Annotated in this window: 23 protein-coding genes; 10 read left to right on the forward strand and 13 right to left on the reverse strand. The window is 35.5% G+C overall.

All coding sequences use genetic code 11. The annotated features are described in order from the left end of the window. Nucleotides 1-70: 70 nt before the first annotated feature. Together FTRAC_RS07535 and FTRAC_RS07540 are read right to left on the reverse strand one after the other, a co-directional pair. Complete coding sequence (locus FTRAC_RS07535; protein WP_013453641.1) at nt 71-688, reverse strand: rhomboid family intramembrane serine protease; 618 nt, start codon at nt 686-688, stop codon at nt 71-73. Continuing rightward, entirely contained in the window at nt 688-1,668 is a 981-nt protein-coding gene (locus FTRAC_RS07540; RefSeq protein ID WP_013453642.1) for a polyprenyl synthetase family protein, read from the reverse strand. The genes FTRAC_RS07535 and FTRAC_RS07540 overlap by 1 nt, the downstream gene beginning before the upstream one ends. 415 nt (nt 1,669-2,083) lie before the next feature. Here FTRAC_RS07540 and FTRAC_RS07545 point away from each other — a divergent pair, with 415 nt between their 5' ends. Then, on the forward strand, nt 2,084-2,719 hold the full coding sequence (locus FTRAC_RS07545; protein ID WP_013453643.1) for a peroxiredoxin: 636 nt from the start codon (nt 2,084-2,086) through the stop codon (nt 2,717-2,719). Nucleotides 2,720-2,813: 94 nt separating this feature from the next. Here the strand turns inward: FTRAC_RS07545 and FTRAC_RS07550 are convergent, their stop codons facing one another. Beyond that, complete coding sequence (locus tag FTRAC_RS07550; RefSeq protein ID WP_013453644.1) at nt 2,814-3,272, reverse strand: MgtC/SapB family protein; 459 nt, start codon at nt 3,270-3,272, stop codon at nt 2,814-2,816. Nucleotides 3,273-3,397: 125 nt separating this feature from the next. Beyond that, a complete protein-coding gene (locus FTRAC_RS07555; RefSeq protein WP_013453645.1) occupies nt 3,398-4,246 on the reverse strand; it encodes an agmatine deiminase family protein in 849 nt (282 codons plus the stop codon). A 138-nt stretch (nt 4,247-4,384) separates the two neighbouring features. Between FTRAC_RS07555 and FTRAC_RS07560 the strand changes: the two genes are divergently transcribed. Next, nucleotides 4,385-5,215 (forward strand): hypothetical protein, encoded by an 831-nt coding sequence (locus FTRAC_RS07560; protein ID WP_013453646.1) that lies wholly within the window; start codon nt 4,385-4,387, stop codon nt 5,213-5,215. Nucleotides 5,216-5,510: 295 nt separating this feature from the next. Here FTRAC_RS07560 and FTRAC_RS07565 read toward each other — a convergent pair whose 3' ends face one another. After that, the gene (locus FTRAC_RS07565) at nt 5,511-7,235 is read right to left on the reverse strand and encodes an acyl-CoA dehydrogenase family protein (protein WP_013453647.1); all 1,725 of its coding nucleotides are present in this window, start codon (nt 7,233-7,235) and stop codon (nt 5,511-5,513) included. 127 nt (nt 7,236-7,362) lie between these two features. Next, nucleotides 7,363-7,632 (reverse strand): hypothetical protein, encoded by a 270-nt coding sequence (locus FTRAC_RS07570; protein WP_013453648.1) that lies wholly within the window; start codon nt 7,630-7,632, stop codon nt 7,363-7,365. Between the two features lie 127 nt (nt 7,633-7,759). On the opposite strand from FTRAC_RS07570, the gene FTRAC_RS07575 reads away from it, so the two are divergent. The 7 genes from FTRAC_RS07575 to FTRAC_RS07605 all read left to right on the forward strand — a co-directional run bounded on the left by FTRAC_RS07575 (nt 7,760) and on the right by FTRAC_RS07605 (nt 15,876). Further along, nucleotides 7,760-9,130, forward strand: coding sequence for an MATE family efflux transporter (locus FTRAC_RS07575; protein WP_013453649.1), 1,371 nt, complete (start codon nt 7,760-7,762; stop codon nt 9,128-9,130). Between the two features lie 112 nt (nt 9,131-9,242). Further along, nucleotides 9,243-10,631, forward strand: coding sequence for a histidine--tRNA ligase (gene hisS, locus FTRAC_RS07580; RefSeq protein ID WP_013453650.1), 1,389 nt, complete (start codon nt 9,243-9,245; stop codon nt 10,629-10,631). Further along, a complete protein-coding gene (gene hutH, locus FTRAC_RS07585; RefSeq protein WP_013453651.1) occupies nt 10,624-12,114 on the forward strand; it encodes a histidine ammonia-lyase in 1,491 nt (496 codons plus the stop codon). The genes hisS and hutH overlap by 8 nt, the downstream gene beginning before the upstream one ends. Further along, nucleotides 12,111-14,039 (forward strand): T9SS type B sorting domain-containing protein, encoded by a 1,929-nt coding sequence (locus FTRAC_RS07590; RefSeq protein WP_041649624.1) that lies wholly within the window; start codon nt 12,111-12,113, stop codon nt 14,037-14,039. Before hutH ends, FTRAC_RS07590 begins: the two co-directional genes overlap by 4 nt. A gap of 2 nt (nt 14,040-14,041) precedes the next feature. Continuing rightward, entirely contained in the window at nt 14,042-14,380 is a 339-nt protein-coding gene (locus FTRAC_RS07595; protein ID WP_041649626.1) for a YbaB/EbfC family nucleoid-associated protein, read from the forward strand. Then, nucleotides 14,373-15,377 carry a glycosyltransferase family 2 protein gene (locus FTRAC_RS07600; RefSeq protein ID WP_013453654.1) on the forward strand — a complete coding sequence of 335 codons (1,005 nt, stop codon included), beginning with the start codon at nt 14,373-14,375 and terminating at the stop codon, nt 15,375-15,377. The genes FTRAC_RS07595 and FTRAC_RS07600 overlap by 8 nt, the downstream gene beginning before the upstream one ends. A gap of 73 nt (nt 15,378-15,450) precedes the next feature. Further along, nucleotides 15,451-15,876, forward strand: a complete 426-nt coding sequence (locus FTRAC_RS07605; protein ID WP_013453655.1) for a hypothetical protein — start codon at nt 15,451-15,453, stop codon at nt 15,874-15,876. 44 nt (nt 15,877-15,920) lie between these two features. On the opposite strand, the gene FTRAC_RS07610 is transcribed toward FTRAC_RS07605, so the two are convergent. Then, entirely contained in the window at nt 15,921-16,520 is a 600-nt protein-coding gene (locus tag FTRAC_RS07610; RefSeq protein WP_013453656.1) for a hypothetical protein, read from the reverse strand. Then, nucleotides 16,517-17,653, reverse strand: a complete 1,137-nt coding sequence (locus FTRAC_RS07615; protein ID WP_013453657.1) for a serine hydrolase domain-containing protein — start codon at nt 17,651-17,653, stop codon at nt 16,517-16,519. The genes FTRAC_RS07610 and FTRAC_RS07615 overlap by 4 nt, the downstream gene beginning before the upstream one ends. A 571-nt stretch (nt 17,654-18,224) precedes the next feature. Here FTRAC_RS07615 and FTRAC_RS07625 point away from each other — a divergent pair. Beyond that, complete coding sequence (locus FTRAC_RS07625; RefSeq protein WP_013453659.1) at nt 18,225-21,656, forward strand: GEVED domain-containing protein; 3,432 nt, start codon at nt 18,225-18,227, stop codon at nt 21,654-21,656. A gap of 66 nt (nt 21,657-21,722) precedes the next feature. On the opposite strand, the gene FTRAC_RS07630 is transcribed toward FTRAC_RS07625, so the two are convergent. From FTRAC_RS07630 to FTRAC_RS07650, 5 genes are all read right to left on the reverse strand, one after another. Further along, entirely contained in the window at nt 21,723-22,442 is a 720-nt protein-coding gene (locus FTRAC_RS07630; RefSeq protein ID WP_013453660.1) for a YqjF family protein, read from the reverse strand. A gap of 30 nt (nt 22,443-22,472) precedes the next feature. Further along, a complete protein-coding gene (locus FTRAC_RS07635; protein WP_013453661.1) occupies nt 22,473-23,843 on the reverse strand; it encodes an amidohydrolase family protein in 1,371 nt (456 codons plus the stop codon). Nucleotides 23,844-24,109: 266 nt separating this feature from the next. Then, nucleotides 24,110-24,913 carry a queuosine precursor transporter gene (locus tag FTRAC_RS07640; RefSeq protein ID WP_013453662.1) on the reverse strand — a complete coding sequence of 268 codons (804 nt, stop codon included), beginning with the start codon at nt 24,911-24,913 and terminating at the stop codon, nt 24,110-24,112. Between the two features lies 1 nt (nt 24,914). Continuing rightward, nucleotides 24,915-25,829 carry a ribonuclease Z gene (locus FTRAC_RS07645; RefSeq protein ID WP_013453663.1) on the reverse strand — a complete coding sequence of 305 codons (915 nt, stop codon included), beginning with the start codon at nt 25,827-25,829 and terminating at the stop codon, nt 24,915-24,917. 6 nt (nt 25,830-25,835) lie between these two features. Next, the gene (locus tag FTRAC_RS07650; protein WP_013453664.1) at nt 25,836-26,219 is read right to left on the reverse strand and encodes an STAS domain-containing protein; all 384 of its coding nucleotides are present in this window, start codon (nt 26,217-26,219) and stop codon (nt 25,836-25,838) included. Nucleotides 26,220-26,243 lie beyond the last annotated feature (24 nt).

Raw genomic sequence — 26,243 nt, forward strand, 5'->3', positions numbered from 1 at the left:
ACTGTCTATTTTTCAGATCAAAGTGAATATCTTTCATCTAAGGTCTAGACTCTTGAATCTTGATTCTATCCTAAAACAAACTAAAAGTACTTAATTGATCTATAAAGTGCATTATCACTCCTGGCCAGATAGCAACCGTGATTAAGACACCATAAAGTGCCCCAAATAAATGGGCATCATGATTGACGTTATCCCCTTGCTGTTTACCTTTATAGTAGGAATAAATTACATATATGGCTCCAAAAATAAAGCCTGGGAGACATAACAATCCATACAAACATAAATCAGTCATAGGATTGAAAAGAATACTACTAAAAACAACAGCTGAAACTGCACCCGAAGCCCCTAATGCATTATAATTTGGATTCTCCTTATGTTTTATCAAACTTGGAATATCAGAAACTACAATAGCGGATAAATATAATCCCACATAAAGAAAGGTTCCGTAGTTGGTCAATTGGTTAAAATAGTATTCTACTGCATCTCCAAAAAAATACAAAGTCAACATATTAAAGATCAAATGCACATAATCAGCATGCAAGAAACCTGAAGTGATCATTCTGTAATATTGCTTCCGATAAACCACCTGATAGGGATTAAACATCCAAGCATACATTCTGGATGGGTTACTGAATGCTGGGATACTAATGATACAGGTAACGATTATTATGATTAAAGTAGTACTCATTATTGTTCTCTATTGATAAGATAATTAAAGAAATCTTTGATGATATTTTTCTTTTCAGAAGGCGCATCCAAATCTTCCAAATTTGTAAATGCTTTTTCAAAATATTCATTCATTTTGGCTTCAGTCAGCGTTTTAATATGAAGTTCATCATAAATGGATTTCACTGCATTAACCTTTTCTTCATTGTCGAAATCCTGTGCTTTCAACCAATCGTGAAGTTTAATAGAATTTTCTCCTTGAGCTAATTCATTAGCTTTGATTAGCAAGTAAGTTTTTTTATTGGCTATAATGTCTCCTCCTACTTGTTTTCCGAATTTATCTTGGTCTGCATAAACATCCAGTAAATCGTCCATTAACTGAAAACCAATTCCGGCATTGACTCCCATTTGATAAAGTAAAGCTTGATCGGCTTCATTATCCATTGCTAAAATTCCACCAAATTCAAGACTGAAACCTAATAGAACTGCTGTTTTTAAGCGAATCATTTCGATATAATCAGCCTCTTGAACTTGCTCTTGCTCCTCAAAATTCATATCTATCTGCTGACCTTCACAAACTTCTATTGCACATCGATTGAACTTCTCTAAAATTTCAGTCAACTTTTCTGTAGGGCTATTTGCAATTAATTGCTGATAGGCTTTCACCAACATCACATCTCCGGAAAGGATTGCCACAGGCGAATTCCATTTTTCATGGACGGTTTGCTGCCCTCTTCTCAATGGTGCATTATCCATTATATCATCATGCATCAAAGTGAAATTATGGAAGATTTCCACAGCAATTGAAGCGGGAATCACTTCTTTTATGTTATCCTTATATAACTGATAAGACAGTAAACTTAAAAGAGGTCGCATCCTTTTCCCACCCAATGACATGATATATCGAATAGGCTCGTAAAGTTCTTGCGGTTTGTCTCCAAAATCCTCTTGCTCAATTGCTGAATTGATGGAAACTATATATTCTTTGATGGATTGATTCATTACGTATTAGAATTTAAAGCTTAAAGATATGGTAATAAAAAGGGATATAAAAAGTAAATTTTACAAGAGGATTCCTCCTTACTTAAACTCTTTTTTATCATAGATTAAATTGATAATTCGATTAGTAATATCAATGGAAACTTTTACAGCCACAATTGCTAATCAATTATTTGGAACTTACCTTTGCACTTGATTTCAGAACGGAGATCAAAATCTTTAAATAAATCATTATTTCTTGCTTTAAAACGCTTATTTCAAGTATATTTTCTGTTGTTAGTACTGACAGAAAATAAAAAGAAAATAGAGCTAAAATTAATTCGTATACGAAAAACATCAAATGTATTTTGTCGTAAGCTGAAGTAAGTATAAAATGTAGTAGTCAATATTTTTTTAACAATAAATTAAATAATAGAGTATGTCTTTAGTAGGAAAAAAAGCACCAGTATTTAAAACAGGAGCAGTAATTAACGGAGAAGAAATTGTAGAAGAATTTTCTTTGGAGCAATATATCGGCAAAAAAGATGTGATTTTCTTCTTTTACCCAAAAGATTTCACTTTTGTTTGCCCAACTGAAATATTGGCTTTCCAAGAAAAATTAGCTGAGTTCGAAAAAAGAGGTGTTGCCGTTGTAGGTGCATCTACTGATACTGAAGAAACTCACCTTGCTTGGTTATTAACTCCACAAGAAAACGGTGGAATTGAAGGAGTAAACTATCCATTAGTTGCTGATGCGTCAAAAACAATTGCTAATAATTATGGTGTATTAGCAGGTGACTGGAACTACAATGAAGAAGGTGAATTAATCTTCGAAGGAACTCCTGTTGCTTACAGAGGAACTTTCTTCATTGACAAAGAAGGAATTGTTCGTCATGAAACAATCAACGACTTACCATTAGGTAGAAATATCGATGAGATGTTAAGAATTGTTGACGCATGGCAACATGTTGAGAAATATGGTGAAGTTTGCCCTGCAAACTGGGAAGAAGGAAAAGAAGCAATGGAAGAATCCAGAGAAAGTGTTTCTTCTTACTTAGCTAAAAACAAAAAATAATTTGAATTGATTGTAGTTTTTAAATCCTGCTTGGGCAACTGAGCAGGATTTTTTGTTTTCACTCCCTTCTCAACTGAATTTTTATTAAATCTAGTTATGCTTTGTTGTAAATAATTTTAGCTACTCTATTAATAACAAGAATTAGTAAAGTGGCAGTAATTGCAAGAACATATTGTTCTAATGCAACTGCAATGCCGATTCCGGCAGAAAAGAGTACTGTTGCTGCAGTAGTAAGATTATACACTTTGTTTTCATCACTAGCTTTTAAAATAGTACCTGCTCCGATAAAGCTAATCCCTAAAATAATGGCTTCTAAAATCCTAGTGGGGTCGGGTTGAATAATATTTTCCATATCGCTTTGCACATAGTGCTCTACGAGTATTTGACCTAAAGACAAAAGTAAGGCCGAAGATCCTCCTACAATCATATTAGTTCTAAAGCCAGCAGGTTTATCTTTCACTTCTCGTTCCAAGCCTATTAAGCCGGTCAATAATGCTGCAATGCCTACGTCTAAAAGTATGAGCAATTCACTATTCCAGTTAAATTCAATCATAAAAAAATATTTTAAAGCTTATTGCTAAAAAATAACGGAAATAAAACCGCTATCGTTAGGTATTAATTCTTCAAATAGATCAGATTTACGATTGAAAGGGTACTTTCAGAAGTTGATAAAAATTTCTAGAATTTCACACACCAACTTATACAGTTCATTAATCCGCCATCTTTTCCAACTGCATCAATATTTATAGGGATTATTTTCCTGTCTGGAAAACTATTATGCATAATCTCCAAAGCTGCATTATTCCTTTCCTTAGGATGGTTGAAAATGGGAAATAAAATAACGTCTGCTATTTCCAGAAAATTTACATAAGTACCGATAGCCGAATAATGGTTCTCGCTATCATCAATAAAAAACGGCAAATCGATATAATTGAACTGATGCTTCGAAAGCATTTTTTCCATATTCTCCCTAATAGGTTTCAACTCATCACTCAATTTGTTGCCGATGAGTGTGTTTTCATTAACAAAACGTAACATCCCGTCAGCATGACCAATCATATCATGTTTTTCCTGGTGAGCTTTTACGATGATTACTTCTGTCTGTAAATCTTCCGCAATCCTTTCATAAAGCAAATTGGGGTCTTCATGATAGATATGGTTTTCAGAAACAACACGATCGGTAATGATTACCTTGTCTTTCCATTTCACTACATTCCCCCCGTCCAAATTGATATTGTGTTTAGAAAAATCAGCTCGCAATCTGTTCGCTTTTAAAACTTTCGAAGGTTCAGTCCATTTTGCTCTTACTTCATAACTTGGTTGATAGCGAAATTTCACCAACCTTTTATCAGCGGTTTGAATTGGCATATAGTCTCGAGCCCATTCATCTTTCGTTCCTTTTAATAATTTAAGATTGATGTAATCGAATGGAGAAAGTGCCTCAGAAATTTTTGAGAATTCTTCTGGGAAGTTTTCTTTAAGCTTTTCGGAAAAGTAGACGGTATTACATTCGGAATCTATAATCATTAAACTAAATAAGTCAATGCATTATTAAAAAGCTAATCTGGATTCTATATCCAATAAAACTCTCAATTAAAGATCGGAATGGTTTGAATATCTGAACTAGAATAATTTACTTGAAAACCTAATAGCAAAAAACAAACTATGCACAACCAAAACAGAGGCGAAGAAGAAAGTCAAAGAAAGCTGCAACAGGAAAACGAACTTAAAAAATTAAAACTTAGAGCTGAATTTGGGGCGAAATTCATGGAAGATCATCAAGAAGAATCAGAGCTTCCAGCGGAAATAGAATCTCAATTTTTAGATTATGTACAAAAGTTTGAAGAAGCTGCGGCAAAAAAAGAAGTTAAAAAAGTAAAGGAAGTACTGGGGAATCCTAGCTTTAAAAAACTAGAGGAGTTAAGTGAGACTCAACTAGAACAGGAATTGGATAAAATCCTAGAGTTTATGAATCTGCACAATCTCCAATTGGATGCGATTTATGAAGTAGCGGATAATGAAATTTACCGATTCATTACCGAAGAATTAATGGAAGAAGAAATTAATATCATTGAGGTACCAGGAATGAATACCTGTTTCATTTATGAAGAATTTCATCCTAATCATGCAGAAGACCTTAATAGAGAAAGCGAAGATTTCCTTAAAATGCTATTAAAACAAGATTTTGAATTCATAAATTTTCATTGTGCAGATCGCTTAATTTACAATGAAAAGGAAATCCCTTTGGATCAATTCATAGAAAAAGCAACAGAGCTTTTAGAATCTCATCAGGAAATTATTCTACCAGAAGTAGATGTCCAAAAGGTTGAAATTAATGAAGATAAAGCTAAAGTTAGCTGCTCAATTCAATTTGAAAGTATTTCAGAAAAAACAGACACCCAACAACAGAAAATAGAAGCTGAAATTTTCCATTATCTTGAATATGGATTTTGGAATCTAAACCAAGTTAAAATTCCTGAGTTGGGCTTTATATAAACTGCTATACTTTAATAACAAAAACAAAAGGTAGCCAAAGGCTATTATTTCTTTAACCACTAAGTGACACAGAGGTTTACACTAAGTTTCTCTAAGAAATTCCCAAGGAATTCAAAGTGACAGCTAAAGCTGATGATTAACTCTGAAGTAGATAAATCTGAGGGTCTGTAAGCATCCTTCCATACATTTATGCGGACTTGTCTTCTCAGGCAGACACAAATGTGAGCAAAAAAAGGATGGAAAATACACTAACTTAATGACATTGATTGATCACAAACCTCTGATTCAATGCATATCATACTTCTATTTCCCACGCCATTAGCCCTTTAATACTTTCAACGTCCCTAACTTGTACGCTCTCTTTCTTTTCTAAACTCATTTTTAAAAATTCAGCCGTAGGTTTCATCCAAGCCTCATTTGTATCCTCCCAATTATCCAAAATCAGGCTTAATTGAAATAAAGTAGTCAGCTTTTCAAAGAAATATTTGGCATGAAGCTCCAATTCATCCTGCTCCATTTTAAATAAGCTTTTTAACTTACTTTCAAGTTCTTTTAAATGCTCCAAAATGGTATCATCATATTGGGATATTTTACCCAATGATTTTTTTATTTCTTCCATCATGACTTTCAATCCATCAGATTTAAAACTTGCCCTAAGCATGTCCAAGGTCATAATATTCCCTGCTCCTTCCCAAATGGGCAACACCATTACATCCCGCATGATTTTTGGAATTACTCCATCTTCAATATAACCAATTCCGCCCATCAACTCCATGCTTTCTCGGGTGATGTAAACCGCTTTTTCCGCAGACCATTTTTTCACCATTGGCGTTAACAACCTACCCAAATGCTTTTCATTCTCTGTCTGCCTACTGGCTGATTCATTTCCATTATCGGCTTTATCCAAAGCTTCTATTGCTCTCCAAGTCAAATAAAAATTGGCAACATTTAAACTCCCCAGTTCAAATAGTTTTTCTTTAATAAGGGGATGTTCAATTGCAGTTTTACCAAAACTCTTTCTGAAAAGATTAAAGTTATAAGCTTCTACTAAAGCACGTCTGGCTCCAGATAATGCTGCTATGGAATTATAAAGACGTGAAAGATTAATCATATCTGTCATGATTTTAAAACCGTTGAATTCATCTCCAACCAACATCCCAACAGTTCCATCTAAAATACATTCTGCACTTGCCATGGAGCGCACTCCCAATTTATCTTTCAATCGAACAATTGGTAATTTATTTTTACTACCATCGGGTAGAGTTTTTTCTATTAAGAAAATAGATAGGCCACGAGTTCCTTCTTTACTTTCATCAGTGCGAGCCAATGCAAAAATGAGCTCTGCATTCACATTGCTGCAAAACCATTTTTCACCACTCAAAAGGTAACTGCCATCTTTTTGTTTTTCGGCTTTCACTAAATTTCTACCTACATCAGAGCCCCCTGATTTTTCTGTTAAAAACATGGCCCCAGTAAAGAAATCTCGTAATTCTGTAGTATAAATATGTGGAAGCAATCTCTTTTTATCTTCTTCAGTACAATGGAGATCGATCAGTCGAGCTACTCCGTCCGTCATGCATAATGGACAATATTGCCCTAACTCACTCATAGCATAAAGATAGCCTGGTGCAAACCCTAAACTGTGCCGTTCGTGTTTAAACGCTTCCTTTAAATTCGGCTCCCATTTTACTTTGAACATTTCAGAGTCAATGGCGATTTGCATCAATTCCTGATAAGAAGGGTGAAATTTCACTTCATCTATATCCTCGCCAAAGAAATTTCTTTTGACTAACTGAGGCCCATTTTTATCAGCATCCAAGGAAAGCGTATCCATCCGCGTGGCTGCGGCTTCACCCGTTTTATTGAGTTTAGGTGTCAGGTAATCTAACCCCTTCTTGCTGACTTTCCTTTTCAGATAATCTTGAAGGATTAAATCACTTTTAAAAAAATTTTGGCTGGAGCGATATTCTTTTTCAACAACCTGATTTTGGACTGATTGATTCTTTTTTATGTTTCTCACGGCAATTTTGATTTTCAGGATAAAAGTTAAATCAAATATTTGAGAAACAATAGGCTTTTATGCCTAAAAAATTACCGGTAAGAAGGAACACGTAACTTGTAGACTAGGTAATAGTGTAGCGCTGGATTTAGGATTTATTTTTGGGATCATGTTTCAATTCACCCTCATTTCTCCATCCGTAAGGATTCGCATCAGCAGTAGTGATTTCAGAGTCAATTTTATTATGGGAAGGGTCTTGCGTGTACACCATGGCACCAGTGGTCCATTTCAATAACTTGACTTCATCAATGAATTTGTTATCACTACCACCAAATAATTGCTTTATCAAGTCAGTTTTATCTTCAGCACTACAATTCACTGTCGTTCCATCTTTATAAAAAACTTCATATTCTCTCATAGCTTTTATTTTAAATAACAGTTTATAGATAAGATTGTTAAGTAAGTACTTTTTGGAATAGGACTAAAGTGATCAATTCTTATCATTTAGACTCCAACTCATAATTTCAAAAGCCGTATCTTTGAAGATGGCAAAACCCAAGAAATATACAGAAGGGAAAATATTAAATTCCTTGGTAAGTCTGGCTTTCCCTATCATTATGGCTAATGTGTTGCAAACTGCCTATCAATTAATCGACACATTCTGGTTGGGTAGATTAGGAGCCAACGCAGTAGCAGCAGTGAGTTTAAGTTTCCCCATTCTCTTTTTGGTTTTGTCTTTAGGCGGTGGATTGACCTTAGCTGGAACAGTAATGGTTTCTCAACATAAGGGAGCCGAAAATCAGGGAAAAGTAAACTACGCTTCCTCTCAAACAGTTTTTGTCATTTTTTTTATTTCCATTTTATTAGCGGCAGTTGGCTATTTTTCCGCTGAACCTCTCATGAAAATAGTAGGTGCGGGTCCTGAAATTTTAAAAGACTCTATCAGTTATTTCCAAGTCTCTTCTTTCGGATTTGTATTCCTATTTATGTTTTTTGTTTTCCAATCATTGATGCGAGGAATTGGAAATGTGTATCTCCCCATGTTCATAATCTTAGGAACTGTATTTTTAAATCTGGTTTTAGATCCGCTCTTTATTTTTGGTTGGGGGCCAATTGAAGGAAATGGTGTAGCTGGAGCAGCCATTGCCAGTGTTTTTACTCAAGGCATTTCAGCGGTTATCGGAATGGCAATTCTTTTTAATGGAAAACGTGGAATAAAAATCAAGTTCACTCATATGAAATGGGATTTTCTCTGGGTGAAGAAATTATTCGAATTAGGTATTCCTTCCAGCTTAGACCAATCAAGCAGAGCTGCAGGCATGACTTTTATGATTATGCTAGTGACTAGTTTCGGAAGTGAGGTAGTGGCAGCCTACGGAGTTGGGGCAAGAATTTTAAGTTTGGTAGTAGTACCAGCTTTAGGTTTTGCCATTGCTACCACCAGCTTGGTCGGACAAAACATTGGGGCTAATAAAATTAAAAGAGCCGAAAAAATAGGTGATTTGAGTAATAAAATAGGTTTTTTCGGACTGACTGGAATTGGTGTATTATTATTTATTTTTGCTGAACCCATCACAGCTTTTTTCATTCCCAATGATCCAACAGTAATTAAAAATGGTGCTTTATTCATTAAAATAATGGCCCCAAGTTTTGGTTTGCTGGGTGTACAGCAAATTTTGAATGGTGTTTTTAATGGAGCAGGATTTACCCAAGCTTCCATGCTAATATCAATTTTCAGCTTGTGGATTGTCCGTTTCCCAACAGCCTTCATGTTATCCAATAAAACATCTTTAGGATTTGAAGGGATTTGGTGGGCATTTCCCATTTCTAACTTTTTGGCAGCGATTTTAGCATTTGCCTATTATAAAATGGGTTACTGGAAATTGAGAGTGATCAAGAAAAGACACGAAATTTAATTCACCCGTCATCCATCACTCTACACCCAACTTTCAACTTGTAAACCTAAACCCGTCAACTTGCCAACCTATCCACAAAAATTTGTAGATTTGCGCCAAAATAAACGTTAAAATGAGTAAAAATAAACCTTCTATCCCTAAAGGAACCCGTGATTTTGGACCAGCTGAAATGGCTAAAAGACATTTTATTCTGGATACTATCAAAAAAGTATACCAAAAATACGGCTATGCGCCTATAGAAACCCCTGCAATGGAAAATTTAAGCGTATTGCAAGGAAAATATGGAGATGAGGGAGATCAATTGCTTTTTAAGATATTGAATTCAGGGGATTTTCTTTCCAAAACTGACGAAAGTGATCGCAGTGATTCGAAAGCCCTTCAACCAAAAATTTCCGAAAAAGGTCTCAGATACGACTTAACTGTTCCTTTCGCTCGCTTTGTAGTGATGCATCAGCATAATTTAACCTTCCCATTTAAGCGCTATCAAATCCAGCCAGTATGGAGAGCTGATCGACCACAAAAAGGACGATATAGAGAGTTCTATCAATGTGATGCGGATGCTATTGGCACTAATTCTATGCTTTGTGAGGCGGAAATTGTTTTGATGATTCAGGAAGTTTTCAAAAGCTTGCAGACCAAAAAAGCCAACAGCTTGGATTATGCCATCAAAATCAATAACCGGAAAATATTGTCGGGAATAGTGGAAGTAATGGGCGCTGAAGGCAAAGAAACTGATTTTGCTGTAGCCATCGATAAATTGGATAAAATTGGCGAAGATAAAGTTAAGGAAGAATTACTGGAAAGAGGATTTAATCAATCTTCTATTGATACCTTATCCCCTTTATTTACTTTAAGTGGAGATAATACAGAGCAACTTAATTTCCTAAAGGATTTCTTAAAAAACTCTGAAAAAGGACAAAAAGGATTGGAAGAACTTAATGAGGTATTCGATATTTTAGATTCTTTTGGAGCTAAAGTTCCTCAGCTTGAATTGGATGTTACTTTAGCACGCGGACTTTCTTATTACACTGGAGCCATATTTGAAGTGAAACCCAAAAATGTGGAAATGGGTAGTATTTGTGGTGGTGGCAGATATGATGGCTTAACTGATACTTTTGGTTTACCAGATGTTTCTGGTGTAGGTATTTCATTTGGAGTTGATCGCATTTACGATGTTCTAGAAGAGCTCGATCTCTACCCCGAAAACGCAGAAAGCAGCACCGAAGTATTGATGGTGAGTTTTGACGAAGAAAGTTGGAAATACAGTTTAAAAGTATTGCATAGATTAAGAACAGCCAACGTAAAAGCTGAACTTTACCCTGAGCCTGTTAAGTTGAAAAAGCAAATGAAGTATGCTAACGATAAGCAAATTCCATTTGTGATTTTGGTAGGTTCTGAAGAAATGAAAACAGGCGATTTAACTTTCAAAAACATGAAAGAAGGAACGCAAGAAAGCTTAAATGCAGAAAGCATTTTAAAACGATTTTTAGGATATGAGTAATTTTTTTATACTTGGCGAACACGACCTGACTTTAGCGGAAATAAGAACAATTTTAGCGGATAATAAAAAGCTTAAATTGGCAGATAAGGCTGTGGACGCAATTGTAAATTGCCGGAAATTTTTAGACGAACATATTCAGTCTTCCGAAGCCCCAATTTATGGGATTAACACAGGATTTGGCTCACTTTATAGCCGCAATATATCCAAAGCTGATTTGGAGCAATTGCAAGCTAATTTGGTGATGTCCCATGCTTGTGGAACTGGTCCTGAGATCGATAAACGCATAGTGAAAATCATGCTATTGCTCAAAATCCAATCTTTGGCTTACGGGCATAGTGGGGTACAATTGGCTACTGTTGAGCGCTTGTTGGATTTCTATAATGAAGACATTTTACCAATCATTTATGAATCTGGTTCTTTAGGTGCATCAGGAGATTTAGCTCCACTGGCACATTTATCTTTGCCACTACTCGGAAAAGGAGAAGTCTTTTTTCAGGGCGAGAAAATAACTGGAGAAAATTTATTAGCTAAAAAGAAATGGGAACCTATTCACTTAAAGGCTAAAGAAGGTTTGGCTCTTTTAAATGGAACCCAATTCATGAATGCATTTGGTGTTCATGCGGTTTTGGCAGGTGAAGATATTTTAAACTGGGCCAATACCATTGGTGCATTATCATTAGATGCTTTTGATGGTCGGCCTGAGCCTTTTGATCATAAAATTCATATGATTAGAAATCAGGATGGTCAAAAAATAGTTGCCGAAAAGATTCTGGAGCTGCTTAATGGTAGTGAAATTATTAAGCAAAGTAAAGTACATGTCCAAGACCCCTACAGCTTTAGATGTATTCCGCAGGTTCATGGTGCTAGCTATGATGCTATAAAATATGTCACCAGTATTGTGAGCAAGGAATTAGCTGGTGTAACGGATAATCCTAATATTTTTCCTGAAGAAGGTGAAATTATATCAGGTGGAAACTTTCATGGTCAACCTCTGGCACTTTCTCTAGATTTCTTGGCAATAGCTTTAGCTGAATTAGGAAGCATTTCTGAAAGAAGAACCTATCAATTAATATCTGGGAGTAGAGGATTACCCGATTTCTTAGTGATGAATCCTGGATTAAATTCCGGTTTAATGATTCCACAATACAGTGCCGCAAGCTTGGTAAGCCAAAGCAAGCAATTGTGCACACCAGCCTCAGTTGACAGTATAGTGTCCTCTAATGGTCAAGAAGACCATGTTAGTATGGGAGCAAATGCAGCTACTAAATTATATAAAGTGGTTGAAAATACTTACCAAATAATAGCAATCGAATTAATAAATGGCTCGCAAGCTTTAAAATTTAGACGACCGCTAAAAACAAGTTCACATTTAGAAGAATTAATTCGTAATTTTAGACAACAAGTTCCGTTAATAGAAGAAGACAGAGTTCTACATGAGGATATTGTCAAAGCGGTTCATTTTATCAAAACCCATAGAGCTTGAAAAGATTAATTCTTATCATATTAATTTCATTTTGCTACTTGAATTTGTGGGCACAGGGTAGCTTTCAAAGTGAGAATGGCTTATTTACGGTAAATTATTTGAAAGGCTGTGAGTTTACGGAAATAATAGTAACAGAAAATAATACCCAAGGAGGCACCCAATTCATTTGCTTTGATGCAGACCTCTCTGACATAGGAAGTAATAATAGTTGCTTTGGAAGTGCTGTACAAGACCCAGAAGACTACAGGTTTATCTACCAGGATGCAGGGACCTACAATATTTTATTATTAGATCAAATAGGCAACAATCAAACATACGACAGTATTACAATTGAAATCATTGAGCCGCAATCACCTAATATTGCACTTGCCAATTGTGACAATGGTTTAGTTTTTAATTTAAATCAGCAAGAAGAAGTTTTTGATATTTATACTATTGATTTTGGTGATGGTTCTGCTGCTCAAAATCATCCTATTACCGCATTCCCTCTAAGCTACAACTACGGAGATCCAACGCAAGAATATACAATTACCGTGACAGGCTCATTTAACAATACTGGGAATAATAATTGTGGAAACGACACTGAAATAAAAAACATTGTTCCTGAAGAACAAATAGAAAGTGAGGCGAATATCACTTCTATTAATTTATTATCAGAAAATAGTTTTGAGATTGAATATGAAGCTAGTCAAAATCAGCTTTATCAACTTCAGATTAAACAAAACAGCAACGGGATTTATCAAACTATAGATAATATTTCAGCCACAACTGGAGGAGTTTATACTTTTCAGGATCGAAATTTAAATGAAAATTTTTATTGCGTTAGAATAGTAAGCACTAACAGTTGCGATGGTTCAGAACTTAATTCCAATGAAGTCTGTACCGTCCGATTTAATGCAACAGCTGAAAATAATGGAAACCTTATAGATTGGAATCATTTTAGCTTTGAAAACTCTAACCTTCTTAAAAATGGTGAAATTATATATAGTGGCAATGCTCCTTATGTTGATGCTAATGTTTTATGTGGACAAGTAGATGTTTATTCTGTAGTTACCAGAGATCAAAACGGCATCCTCGTGGAATCTTTACCGATAGAAGTATCTGCCATAACAGGTTCTCCTTCAATTCCTATTTCACAGATTGCCACGAAGGTACTGTCAGACTCAGAACTTGAACTAAACTGGGAAGTTCCAGAAGGCCTTCAACCTTCTAATTTCGTTATTTATAAAAAACGAAATCTTGACGATGACTACTTTCAGGTAGATACTACTGGAACAAATAGTTACATTGACATTGGCACAGCATTTAATACACGTAATTTTTACTATTCCATTGCCTACACGAATAGTTGCGGGGGAATATCACCCTTAACAACAACTGCGCCCAACATCCTATTAAATGTAAATCAGGAAGAATCAATTATTAATTTCACATGGAATTCTTATACTGGCTTTGATACATTATTAAGTCGATACGTCATTAAAAAATACGATGAAAATATGACGCTTTTAGATGAAAATGATGTTGCAAATCAAACTAGCTTTAGCGAAAATATTGCTCAAAGTGAAGATCAACTTGCATTTTATCAAATAGAGGCCTATTCTGAAAATGGACTAGTTGCATTTTCGAATACATTGAGGTATAAAATTCCATCTAGCTTTTTTGTACCAACAGGATTTACCCCTAATCAAGATTCATTTAATGAAGAAATAAAAGTAGTTGGAAAGTTTATAGAAGAAGTCGAATTTAGCATTTATAATAGATGGGGTACATTAATTTTCAGGAGTAATGCATTAGAAGTTGGCTGGGATGGCTATTTAACTACCCGACCTGCTCCAGAAGGAACCTACAGTTATACTGTGCGTGTAAAAGATAAATACGGTGAAGAATATTATAAAAGTGGTGTTTTTAATTTAATAAGATAAGTATGTTCGATATGATGAAAATGATGGGGCAGATTAAAGAAGTACAGGGCAAAGTGAAACAAGCTCAAGAAAATTTAGTCCACATCACAGCAGAAGGAGAAGCCGGTGCTGGAATGGTAAAAGCCAAAGTGAATGGTAAGAAACAATTAATCAGCGTTGAAATTGACGATTCTTTAGTCAATGAAAATGACAAAGAAATGATTCAAGACTTGACAGTTGCTGCAGTAAACAAAGCCATGGAAGAGGTAGACGTCTTGGCCAAGGAAGAAATGAGAAAAGCTACGGATGGAGCCCTTCCTAACATTCCTGGGATGGATTTAGGCAATATGTTCAATGGCTGATAGCGTAGCAGTAGTCATACTCAATTACAACGGCAGGAATTACCTTCAAAAATTCCTGCCGAATGTAATTCAAAATTCTAGCCCGCACGAGATAATAGTAGCAGACAATGCCTCCACAGATGATTCCGTTCCTTACCTTAAAAAAAACTTTCCCGAATTAAAGCTTATTAAAATACCCGAAAACCTTGGCTACGCAGGTGGTTATAATTATGCTTTAAATCAAATCCAGACTGATTTTTATGTTCTGCTCAATTCTGACGTGGAAACTACTCCTGATTGGATTAACCCTGTAATTAGGTTAATGCAACAAAATGAAGATATTGTTGCCTGTCAACCTAAGATAAAATCTTACCACAATAAAGATTCATTTGAATATGCTGGGGCAGCAGGAGGTTTTATTGACCATTTAGGCTACCCATTTTGCAGAGGAAGAATTTTTTCCCATCTGGAAAAAGATCAAGGTCAATATAATGACAATACTCCTGTTTTTTGGGCAACGGGAGCTTGCCTCTTCGTAAAATCTAGAACTTTCCATGATTTAGGGGGGCTTGATGATCAATTTTTTGCGCATATGGAAGAAATAGATTTCTGTTGGAGAGCAAAAAATATGGGCTATGAAATTTATTATTGTGGCGAAAGCACTGTTTATCACGTGGGTGGTGGTACGTTGCAAGTAGAAAGCCCATTTAAGACCTATTTGAATTTTAGAAATAATTGGTTGTTGCTCTATAAAAATCTTAGTAAAGAAGAATTTAAAGCCATCAGAAAACGAAGAAAAAGATTAGATATCTTGGCAGCAATTCAATTCATAGCAAAAGGAAAAAAAGCCAATGCAAATGCTATTTTAAAAGCCCATCGTGATTTTAAGCAAAAGAAAAAGCAGTACAATCATTCTCAAAAACATGGCTTCATACATTCCGAGGTTTTTAAACATTCTATCATTAAAGATTTTTTTGTCAAAGGGAAAAAGAGATTCTCGGAACTTTCTTGGAAATAATCGAAGCTAAAAATTGATGATAATCCTTTAATTTGTTAACTTATTTCAATATTTATCTAATCATTTTAGTTCTATGGAAACTGTAGCATTAAGGGAAGACAAGTTAATCAATGAAGGTAATATACTTCGACATCATAAATTTGCCACTACCTACTATGATGAGGAATTAAAAATAGCAGGAGTAAAATGGCATGGCTCTTTTTCAACAGAAGAATACATTGAGTTATTTAATCAGTTTATTGAAGATGTAAAAGGCAAAGAGGTGATTGGCTTTTACAGCGACATAAGAGAACAAGGAGTTGTTCCTGTTGCTGCAAGAAAACATTTTGAAAAAGTCTTCTCCCCTAAAGGAAAAGAAATAGGCATAGATAAAACTGGAGTGGTCACAGATGCCTCACCTTTCAAGAAATATTATTTAAACACCCTCATAAAAGTAACAAAACGACCTGCAAAACTATGCTCTAATCCCGAGGAGGCCTTGGAGTTTATTCTTACTTAGGAAAAATTGATTTGATTCAAAACAACGCTTTCAGGGGGGAAATATTAATTACACTTTTCATTAAAGTAATTAGCCATCTCTTCGGGAGTATCAAAAAAGCCTTTTTTCATGAGGTTTACTAAGCTGGGGCAATCTGCAAATAAATTAGCTAGATGTTTTTGTTTAAGCCCTAGAATTCCTTGAGTAACACGAATCAATTCTTGAGATTCAGCTCGTTTAAAAAAAGGTATTTCCATTTCATACCCACTGTCAGCATCTCTATACTCATCCCAATATAAATTCACCTCTCCACCAACCGCCAAACGCATGAAAACTTTTTCACCTTGTCCAGGAATACTCACATGAAAGATTGAAAATAATTTACTATAACTATCATACCAAATAGACTGGTAAATATCATTCCCTATTTTATATGATTTCAAATCATCTGGTCCAAATCTTGTCTCAAAGATCCAAAAGCCTTTCATTCTTACCTTCTTAAATATTTTACCAAATGGTTCGGGACTTCTATCTCGTAGTTGACCATAAATAGTATCCTTCTGATTGGTAACAACATATCCATTTTGATATTTTGACTGCCCAAAAACAATAGTTGATTCAAGCCCAATTAATAAAACAAAAAATAAGTATAGATGATTTCTCATTTAATAGATCTTTGCACCAACCTCATCACATCATCAATTTTCGAATTATCAATCCATCGGGTTACTACCACTAAATCATTGGCATTATCAATAATGATATAATTGCCTCCGAAGCCAGCTGCATAATATACTTCTCTTGAAACCCCTTCCCAAGATTCTTGACTATTGTTCCACCATAGATAGCCATAATCAGATTTTACCTGAGAAGATAGTTGAACACTTTCCACCCATTCTTCAGAAATCAACTGTTTTTCTTTCCACTTTCCGTTTCTTAAGAAAAGCAATCCAAAACGAGCATGGTCAAGCGTACTAATGAAGATACCACCACCAAAATGACCGCCACCACTTACAGATTGAACTTGCAATCCGTCTACATTTACGTATGAATTATGATAGCCTAACCATCGCCAAGTAGTAGAAGCCCCGATAGGATCCATGATTTCCTCTTTCAAAACCTGAGGTAGCGATTTTCTCCAAACCTGCAATAAAGAATAAGCCAAAACATTCACCCTAACATCATTATATTTGTAATGAGTCCCAGGCTCATGAAGCTCTCGTGCCTTCCAATCATCAACTCCACCTTCTTTCGGAGGTCTATCAGCCCAATCATACAGTCCAAATTGTTGCCCAGACCAATCCGAGGATTGAGTTAGCAGATGATCCCAGCTAATTTTTTGATTATGAACACCATCGAAAGTGCCATCCCATACATATTTTGCGACTTTATCATCTATATTATGGATTAAATTTTGATCCAAAGCCAATCCTGCTACGGTGGATAGATAACTTTTAGCAACACTGAAAGTCATATCTACTCTATTAATATCTCCCCATTCAGCAACAATGTAGCCATCTTTAATAATTAATCCGGAAGGCTCTCCCCTCTCTCTAGTTTTACCTAATATTTCAAAATCAGGTTCGCTCGAAAAAGCATCAATTATAGCAATTCTTAAATCCCTACTAATCGAATTTTCATTTCGAGCAGCGACACTGACTGCACTATCTAATAAGAACTGATCCATACGGACTGATTTAGCAGGTCTCCGCTGCCATTCATATTCAGGATAATATTGTCCAAATGAAGTAAATGAAAACAGAATCAAATAGGTAAATACAGAGCTAAAAAGCTTCATAACATTCAAAATTTACGTTAGAACATGAAATTTATAAATAAAATCTAAATAATGATCGGAAACTAAATATTAATTATCTCAAAACACACTACTATTAGAAATATTCAATTAACAAGATAAATTTCAAATATTATTATAACATAACTTTTCCGTTCGTACATGTTTTATAAAAATAAATATTTTTTATAAATATTACATAAAGCTATTATCCCTTACATATAGATCAATAACGCCTTTTTTCAAAAATTTCATCTCGTACATCCAAATCTTCACAAAATATTTATTAGCAAAAATTTTACTTTACAATAATAAAATTCTTATAATTGTGATTAAATGAAGTTAAAACTTACAATAATAGCCGAAACCCAGTATAAGATATCAATGAAATTCGATAATAAATATTTTATAGAAATCAACTTCTTTAATTCAAAAATATCACTTCAACACAGTGTACTTACATCTTCTAATAAGGAACTAGAAACTCCCTTCACTATGTCATTAGAAGATTTTCAATTTAGATGACCTTTTTCGATAAATACTTAATATTAAAATAATCATATTTTAAATTACTATGTTGAATAAAGAATTCAGCATTATTTTCAAACAAACCAAAAACGAAATGAATACATTTTTTACTAAACTAAATTTATTAGCCATTGGCTGCTTGTTTTTAGCAAGTTCAGCTATGGCACAAACCAATCAACAAAGAGCAAAAATCACTAATCAATACAACAAGCAAGTGTTGTCAGAGCTCGAACAAACTTTTTCAACCAAAGCCAAAAAAGAAAAAGAAGAAGCTATTAAAATGGCTCAGCAAAAAGGCTGGGAAGTTAAAATGACATTAAAAGATGGTAGATATGCAGAACTACAAAAAGTAACTCCATCTGGAGAGCCTATCTATTACATTACCTATAATGTTGATGCCGCTGAATCAACAAGAACTAACTGGTTGAATTCAGGCGGAGGATTAGGTTTAAATCTTAATGGAGACAACATGACTGCTCACGTTTGGGACGGTGGTTTAGCTCGTGCATCTCACCAAGAGTATGATGGCGCTGGAGGCTCCAACCGTTTCTCAGTAGGTGATGGCTCAAGTACTTTGAATTTCCATGCTGCACACGTAACTGGAACTATCATTGCATCAGGAGTTCAAGCTGCTGCAAAAGGAATGGCTCCTCATGCTAATGCTGTCGGATATGACTGGAACAGTGATCTATCTGAGGCTACTAATGCAGCAGCAAATGGAATGTTAGTGTCAAACCATTCTTATGGGTATAGAGGAGATCAATTACCTGATTGGTATTTTGGTGCTTATATAGCTGAATCAAGAGATTGGGATAACTTAATGTATAATTCTCCATATTATATGATGGTTGTGGCCGCAGGTAATGACGGTAATCAAAATAGTTATAACGGCAGTCCATTAGGCGGCAATAGTTCATTTGATAAATTATCTGGTCACTCAACTGCAAAAAACAACCTAGTAGTTGCAAATGCACAAGATGCAAATATTGATAGCAACGGTAACTTAATTGGTGTAAGCATTAATAGCTCTTCAAGTGAAGGACCAACTGATGACTACAGAATTAAGCCAGACATTACTGGAAACGGAACTGGAGTTTATTCAACTTATGAAAGCAGCAACTCTGCTTATAATTCTATCACAGGTACTTCAATGGCTTCACCTAATGTTGCAGGATCTATTTTAGTTTTACAAGAACATGCTAATAATGTATTCGGAAACTATGTGAGAGCTGCAACGCTTAAAGGTATTGTTTTGCACACTGCAGATGATGCAGGAATTACAGGCCCTGACGCTGTTTGGGGATGGGGCTTAATGAATGCTAAAAGAGCTGCTGAGACCATGACTGGAGCAGGTGATATTTCTAGAATAGAAGAATTAACTTTGAATAATGGTCAATCTTACTCAATGACTGTTGAATCAGATGGAACTAGTCCACTTTTGGCTTCCATTTCTTGGACTGACCAAGGCGGAACTGCCAATACCGGAACTACAAACCTAAGCACTCCTGTATTAGTAAATGACTTAGATATTAGAGTAACTAAAAATTCAACTACTTACTCTCCTTACAGACTAACGGGCGTAAATAGTAATTCAAAAGGAGATAACAATGTAGATCCTTTCGAAAGAGTAGATATTAATAATGCAAGTGGTTCTTATACCATCACTGTTACACACAAAGGTTCGTTAGCTAGTGGAAGCCAAGACTTCTCTTTAGTAGTAACTGGTGTTTCTGGTGAACCTGTTGTTTGTGATGCAACTACTCCTACAAGTTTCTCAGCGTCAAATGTAGGGTCAAATTCTGTTGATCTAAATTGGGATGCTGTGACCGGAACTACTTATGATGTGCGTTATAGAGTTTCAGGAACTTCTTCTTGGACTACTGAAAGCACTTCTTCAAGTTCATTAACACTTACTGGTTTAAGTTCAACTACTCAGTATGAGGCACAAGTAAGAAGTAAATGTTCTGATGGAACTTCATCTGCTTATTCTTCAAGCGTAAGCTTCACCACTACTGAAGTACAATTAGTCTACTGCGACTCAAATGGAAATAATGTTTCTGATGAATACATCGGTAGAGTGCAATTAGGAAGTATCGATAACGCTTCTGGCGCTGCTAGTTCTGGATATGCTGACTTCACTTCTCAATCAACTGATTTAGGAAAAGGTGATGCAAGCACTATCACAATTACTCCAGAGTGGACAGGAACAGTTTACAATGAAGGTTACAGCGTTTGGATCGACTACAACCAAGATGGTGATTTTACTGATGCAGGCGAGCAAGTTTGGACACAATCAGCTACAAGCAATACGCCTGTAGGTGGAAGCTTTACGGTGCCATCAGGAGCACTTTCCGGGAATACTACTATGAGAGTTTCCATGAAGTATAATGGCATCCCAACATCATGTGAATCCTTTTCATATGGTGAAGTTGAGGACTATACAGTAAACATCACAACTGGTACTCCTGAAGTATGTACAGTTCCTTCAAGCTTAAGTGTTTCAAGCATTGGAGAAAATACAGCTACACTTAGCTGGTCATCAGAAAGTGCTGCTAACGACTACACTGTTAGAATTAGAGAAAATGGAACAAGCTCATGGTCAACACTATCAGCTTCTTCAAATTCAACTGGAGTAAGTGGACTAGCAGCAGATACTCAGTATGAGTGGCAGGTAAGAAGTAATTGTTCAAGTAGCAATTCTAACTACTCTTCATCTGATTTATTCACAACAGATGCACCAGTTGCAGTTACTTATTGTGATGCAAGTGGAGATGACTCGAGCTATGAGTGGATCCAGAGAATTGTATTAGGATCAATTGACAACACAAGTGGCGATAACGGTGGTTATGGTGATTTCACAAACCAAGTGGCAAACGTGCAACGCGGTACGTCTACAAGCATGAATGTTCAGGCAGGATTTAGCGGAAGCAGCTATACCGAATATTGGAGCGTGTGGATTGACTTAAACCAAGATGGTACATTCTCTTCTGGTGAAAGATTGGTGAATGGTTCTTCAAGTAGCAGTAATCTATTGAGTGCTACTTTAAACATTCCTTCTACTGCTTTAACTGGTAATACGAGAATGAGAGTAATGATGAAATATAATGCTCAAGGCACTCCGTGCGAAACCTTCAATTATGGAGAAGTTGAAGATTATACTGTTAATATAACCAACAGTACTTCTAGCATGGTGGCAATGACCAACGACTTAGGTGGTGAAACTTTAGGCAATGAAAGAAATATTGCAACTTACAGTTTATATCCTAATCCTGCTCAGGATAAATTGAATGTTAATATTAAAAACATTGATGCATCTAAAGGTATTCAGATCTATAGCAGTAATGGTGTTTTGGTTAGATCAATCAAAACTGATAAAGAAGTAAATGCAATTGATGTAAGCACCTTAGAAAAAGGGATGTATATCTTAAAAGCAAACACAGTGAAAGAAACTGTCAATGCAAACTTCATTGTAAGATAAGAAGTAAAGGTTGAATAAATTTGAAACGCATGGAGCATTGCTTCATGCGTTTTTTTTTATTTCTAATCAATTAACTCTCTTCTTGCCCCATGCGATTACTTGAACACCAGAGGAGTAATGCAGTAAATCAGGATCCTTGTTTAGTAATGTTTTAAACTTGGGATATATTATATCAATTTCCTTAATGTCGAATTTTTGAATTGGCCATTCAATATGATGAATCTCAAACTTGTTAATTGAGGTCTTTGTATCTTGAAATAAAGCATATCTTTCAGTTAACCACTTATCAAGTAATGTCTTGTGCTCAAGAGTCTCTCCTACTTCATACTTTATAAACACTCTATCATCAAATTCTTTATTCTCCGAGCAGTATATAGAATCCGCTCTATTCATTTTTGAATGCCGGTATGGCAATCCCGAAAATGCCTTGGCAATATTACAAGAAACCCTATTTCCACCTTCAATACTCAAAAAATAAACTCCCGCCTTGCTATTTTTCTTCACGTATGTCCTAATATTTATCTCGTGAAAATTAGATATGGGTGAAAAAGCGGGTAGAAATCTAGGTCTTACCTTCTCCATTTTAAATGCCACAAGTGAAACCCAAGACTGTCCATTATAGAGATCAATCTCTAAATCATTGGGGACAAATCTCCTTAATTCATTTGGATCAACCTTCCTATGAAGAAATAATGTATCATTCCATTCTTGGTAATATTTCCATCTTTCATTTGGTAAGTCCCACGGTCTGTGCTTGGTATTATTCAATATTTCTTCAATAGTCATATGATTTACAAATAAGCGAGATTAGAAATATTAAAGCTCAATATTAACACCCTTCAAAAATACCTTTCCCAAACTCCTTAAGTGTTGAATATCCTCCAATGGATTTTCCTTTAAGATGATGATATTGGCTACTTTTCCTTTTTCTAGGCTTCCATATTGGTTTTCCAAACCGAAAAAAGCAGGCCCATAAATCATGGAAGTTTTCAGCGCTTCAGCAGGAGTTAAGCCAGCTTCTACTAAACTAAACAACTCACCCCAAAGTGCTTCACCAGGATATACAAAAGAATTAAATGGGCCACAATCAGAACCTGCTAAAATAGGAACACCGGCTTCAAACATTGGTCGAATCATTTCCTTAGCTAAGTTTGAGACTTTCTCACGCATCTGACTTCCAGATGACTTTGCTCTTTTGGCTGATTCAACTCTTCCTTCATAGGTTTTTTGTATGCCCACTCCTATTTCACTTAATAATGTATCAGTGCTGTGATCTTCATCTGCTATATTAGAAAGTACTTTCCCAATGTATAAGGTAGGAGTGATAAATACTTTCTTTTCAGCTAGTTCGGCAAATAATTCATTTGCCATTTGCTTATCATAGGTTTCTGTAATGGTTTCCATCATGCCATAGCCTAAACCTAATTCGGTTAAACTATCGGCTTTAGGTGAACAAGCTTTCATAATGTAATACATGTGTTCGCTTCCATCCATACCCAAAGAAACTGCCTTTTGGAAATCAGCAGACATCGGCATGTGCCCTGTTACTTTCATGCTTCTTTTTTCTGTTGCTTTAATAATAGAATAGAAATTTTCTGCACTAAGACTTCCATCATAAATCTTCACATAATCAACATTGATAGATTCCAATGAATCCAAAGCCATTTCAATATCATTCAGGTTTACGATTTTTATGGATCCTTCCCAAGCTGGTTTTGGTCCATCAAGCTTAGGACCTGAAGTGAAAATTTGTGGCCCTAGCAATTCCTTTTGATTGATTTTTTTTGCCCATCCCATTGCAGCTGGGGTCATGTCACCACCAGCATCTCGAACAGTGGTCACTCCAAACTTTGGAAATAAGCCTAAAAGATCTTGATTTTCGGCTATTAAATCCGTTCCACCTCTAAAATGCACATGATTATCCCAAAGGCCTGGCATAGCGAATCTTCCTTGTAAATCCATTGATTCTTTGGAATCATAAGCTGGTATTTCTTCCATAGAACCTGTTGAGAAAATAGTATCTCCTTTAATCGCTATGAATTGGTTTTCAAGGAGCTGAATATTTTGGACATCAACTATTGTGGTGTTGAGTAAAACTAAATCAATTGAGGTTTTCTCTTTGGTTGTACAAAAAGAAAGCGTGAGTACTATGATAATTGAATAGAATATTGTGGAGATTAATTTCATGGCAGTTTTACTTATATAAAAGGAAGATAACTATTAAAATTTAACCACAAAAGAGACAAAAGAACACAATAGAAAATAATCAAGATTATTTTTAAAAGACATAATTCTTTTTCGATTAGGTTACAGCAGAATTTATAGGGGTAGCATATTTTATTTTATGCAAAGCATAAAACCTTATGTGTTCTCTTGTCTCTATTGTGGTAGAAAAAAGTCTGCGCAATTTGCAGTTTAGGCTCGTAATCAATGAAGAGGTTAATAAGGGAAAATCAGAAAAAACCCTCCCCAGCAGCTTCCTCAGTCACTTTCTCTGCATTTTCTTTTCCTAAGTAGCGGTCTATCAAGAAATGAGCTACATACAATAATGGGGTAAGTAAAATGGCTAAGGCGCCTTTGTAAATGTAATTAATTACACCTACTGAAAGGACTTGCTCTATACTCCAGTTGCCAAAAACAAAGAAAGCGATCCATAAGACAACAAAACTGTCAATTAATTGGCTGACTAATGTAGAACCAGTAGCTCGAAGCCAAATCTTGCCACTACCAGTAAATTTTCTTAGATGCTGAAAAACCAATACATCTAAAAACTGGCCTATCAGGAAAGCTGTTAAAGATCCAATTATAATTCCTAGTCCTTGTTGGAAAATTACTCCATAAGCATAATTGATATTGAATTCATTACCCTGTGGATCCGGTGAGTTAACATTTAACCAGAAATCAGCGGGAGCTAATTTTGTAACACCATAAATCACAAAAAATGAATAAAGGATAAAAAGTGCAGTCAAAAAACTGATTCTGCGGACTCCTTTTTTACCAAAATACTCATTGATGATATCAGTAGTGATAAAAACTATAGGCCAAATGATAACTCCTGCTGTGAGATTAAAATCCAGAACGAAATCTCCAAATAGTTTGATCTGGGCTGGTGGAAAGCCCAAGGTAGCCTCAGCTGAAAAAATCTTGACTCCTAATATCTCAGCCAATAAAGCATTGGTCAGAAAAATCCCGCTTAAAGCAATGAAAAGATTTCTTTTCTTTCTATTGAGCGATCCATTTGGCTTTACCGCATCCATATTATTCCTCTATGGTAAAAACTTTTCCCTCCTCTGCTAAAGCAGTATTGGTAAATTCCTTTTGGGCTTCCTCCAATAAAGGTTGTAATTCTTTATATCGATTGGAAAAGTGACCAATCAATAACTGCCCTACATTTGCTTTTTGGGCAATAATACCTGCTTGCTTTGCTGTGGTATGGAAAGTAGATTCTGCCCTTTCTAAATTATCATGCAAAAATGTACCTTCATGATAAAGCAAATCCACTTCCTTAACCAAAGGAATTATATCCTCATTATATTTGGTGTCAGAACAATATGCATAGCTTCTGGACTTTTTGGCCGGCAAGGTATAATCTGTGTTTTTAAATTTTAGATTTCCCGATTCATCCAACACATCTTCTCCCTTTTTCAGAATATTAATATCTCGAACTCTTAATTCGGATACTTTTTCCTTTTTCAACCGCTTGGGTTTAGGTTTTTCTTTTATCAAAAACCCTGTGCAAGGAATTCTATGTTGAAGTGGAATGGTATGAACTGTTATTTTTGGGTGATCCAAAATCAATTCGGATTGATCTCCTTTTAACTCCTGGAAATGAATGGGATAACTTAGTCGGGTATTGGCATACTTCAAATGCAAACTGATAATCTCAGACAAACCCACAGGTCCATGCAAATATAATGCAGTTTTTCTGCCGTTCAAGTGCATGGTGGACAATAAGCCCATTAGTCCCAAGAAATGATCCCCGTGCAAATGACTAATAAAGATATGGCTTAAGCGATTTTTTCTTAAGCCATATCTTTTCATTTGCAATTGTGTAGCTTCCCCGCAATCGATCATAATTTGCATATCCTGTATGCGCAATACTTGGGAAGTATGATGCCTCCCGTGAGCCGGGGCTGCAGAATTGGAACCTAATATGTGAACTTCAAAAGACAAGGAATTTTACTCGCTATCGCCTTCTTCACCCAAGGCTTTTTCCAATTCATGCATGAAAACAGATTCCACTGCTTCGTGCACGGTAGGTAAAATATCAAACACCTTATCTAATTGAGAGATTTTAATTAATTTCTCAGTATGCTCAGTGGGTGCTGCAATAATAAAAGCCCCTCCGTTTTCACCTATCACTCTATTTCCTACCAATAAAGCGCTCAAGCCTGATGAATCTACATATTTCACTTCTGACATGTCAATCACCATGTTTTGAACACCTTCTGCCTGCATGGTCACCAAATCAGACTTGAAGCCCGAAGCTACTGAAGAATCAAATTTCTCTTCCTTTATCTTTATTAATGAGTACTTCTCTTCTTTATCAATTGAATATTTCATGTATCTGTTTTTAAAAATTTCACA

Source organism: Marivirga tractuosa DSM 4126 (assembly GCF_000183425.1).
GTDB lineage: Bacteria > Bacteroidota > Bacteroidia > Cytophagales > Cyclobacteriaceae > Marivirga > Marivirga tractuosa.

Excerpts from the sequence above, each read along its gene's own strand:
- FTRAC_RS07535 (WP_013453641.1), bottom strand. The coding sequence starts at position 688 with ATGAGTACTACTTTAATCATAATAATCGTTACCTGTATCATTAGTATC.
- FTRAC_RS07540 (WP_013453642.1), bottom strand. The coding sequence starts at position 1,668 with ATGAATCAATCCATCAAAGAATATATAGTTTCCATCAATTCAGCAATT.
- FTRAC_RS07545 (WP_013453643.1), top strand. The coding sequence starts at position 2,084 with ATGTCTTTAGTAGGAAAAAAAGCACCAGTATTTAAAACAGGAGCAGTA.
- FTRAC_RS07550 (WP_013453644.1), bottom strand. The coding sequence starts at position 3,272 with ATGATTGAATTTAACTGGAATAGTGAATTGCTCATACTTTTAGACGTA.
- FTRAC_RS07555 (WP_013453645.1), bottom strand. The coding sequence starts at position 4,246 with ATGATTATAGATTCCGAATGTAATACCGTCTACTTTTCCGAAAAGCTT.
- FTRAC_RS07560 (WP_013453646.1), top strand. The coding sequence starts at position 4,385 with ATGCACAACCAAAACAGAGGCGAAGAAGAAAGTCAAAGAAAGCTGCAA.
- FTRAC_RS07570 (WP_013453648.1), bottom strand. The coding sequence starts at position 7,632 with ATGAGAGAATATGAAGTTTTTTATAAAGATGGAACGACAGTGAATTGT.
- FTRAC_RS07575 (WP_013453649.1), top strand. The coding sequence starts at position 7,760 with ATGGCAAAACCCAAGAAATATACAGAAGGGAAAATATTAAATTCCTTG.
- hisS (WP_013453650.1), top strand. The coding sequence starts at position 9,243 with ATGAGTAAAAATAAACCTTCTATCCCTAAAGGAACCCGTGATTTTGGA.
- hutH (WP_013453651.1), top strand. The coding sequence starts at position 10,624 with ATGAGTAATTTTTTTATACTTGGCGAACACGACCTGACTTTAGCGGAA.
- FTRAC_RS07595 (WP_041649626.1), top strand. The coding sequence starts at position 14,042 with ATGTTCGATATGATGAAAATGATGGGGCAGATTAAAGAAGTACAGGGC.
- FTRAC_RS07600 (WP_013453654.1), top strand. The coding sequence starts at position 14,373 with ATGGCTGATAGCGTAGCAGTAGTCATACTCAATTACAACGGCAGGAAT.
- FTRAC_RS07605 (WP_013453655.1), top strand. The coding sequence starts at position 15,451 with ATGGAAACTGTAGCATTAAGGGAAGACAAGTTAATCAATGAAGGTAAT.
- FTRAC_RS07610 (WP_013453656.1), bottom strand. The coding sequence starts at position 16,520 with ATGAGAAATCATCTATACTTATTTTTTGTTTTATTAATTGGGCTTGAA.
- FTRAC_RS07615 (WP_013453657.1), bottom strand. The coding sequence starts at position 17,653 with ATGAAGCTTTTTAGCTCTGTATTTACCTATTTGATTCTGTTTTCATTT.
- FTRAC_RS07625 (WP_013453659.1), top strand. The coding sequence starts at position 18,225 with ATGTTGAATAAAGAATTCAGCATTATTTTCAAACAAACCAAAAACGAA.
- FTRAC_RS07630 (WP_013453660.1), bottom strand. The coding sequence starts at position 22,442 with ATGACTATTGAAGAAATATTGAATAATACCAAGCACAGACCGTGGGAC.
- FTRAC_RS07635 (WP_013453661.1), bottom strand. The coding sequence starts at position 23,843 with ATGAAATTAATCTCCACAATATTCTATTCAATTATCATAGTACTCACG.
- FTRAC_RS07640 (WP_013453662.1), bottom strand. The coding sequence starts at position 24,913 with ATGGATGCGGTAAAGCCAAATGGATCGCTCAATAGAAAGAAAAGAAAT.
- FTRAC_RS07650 (WP_013453664.1), bottom strand. The coding sequence starts at position 26,219 with ATGAAATATTCAATTGATAAAGAAGAGAAGTACTCATTAATAAAGATA.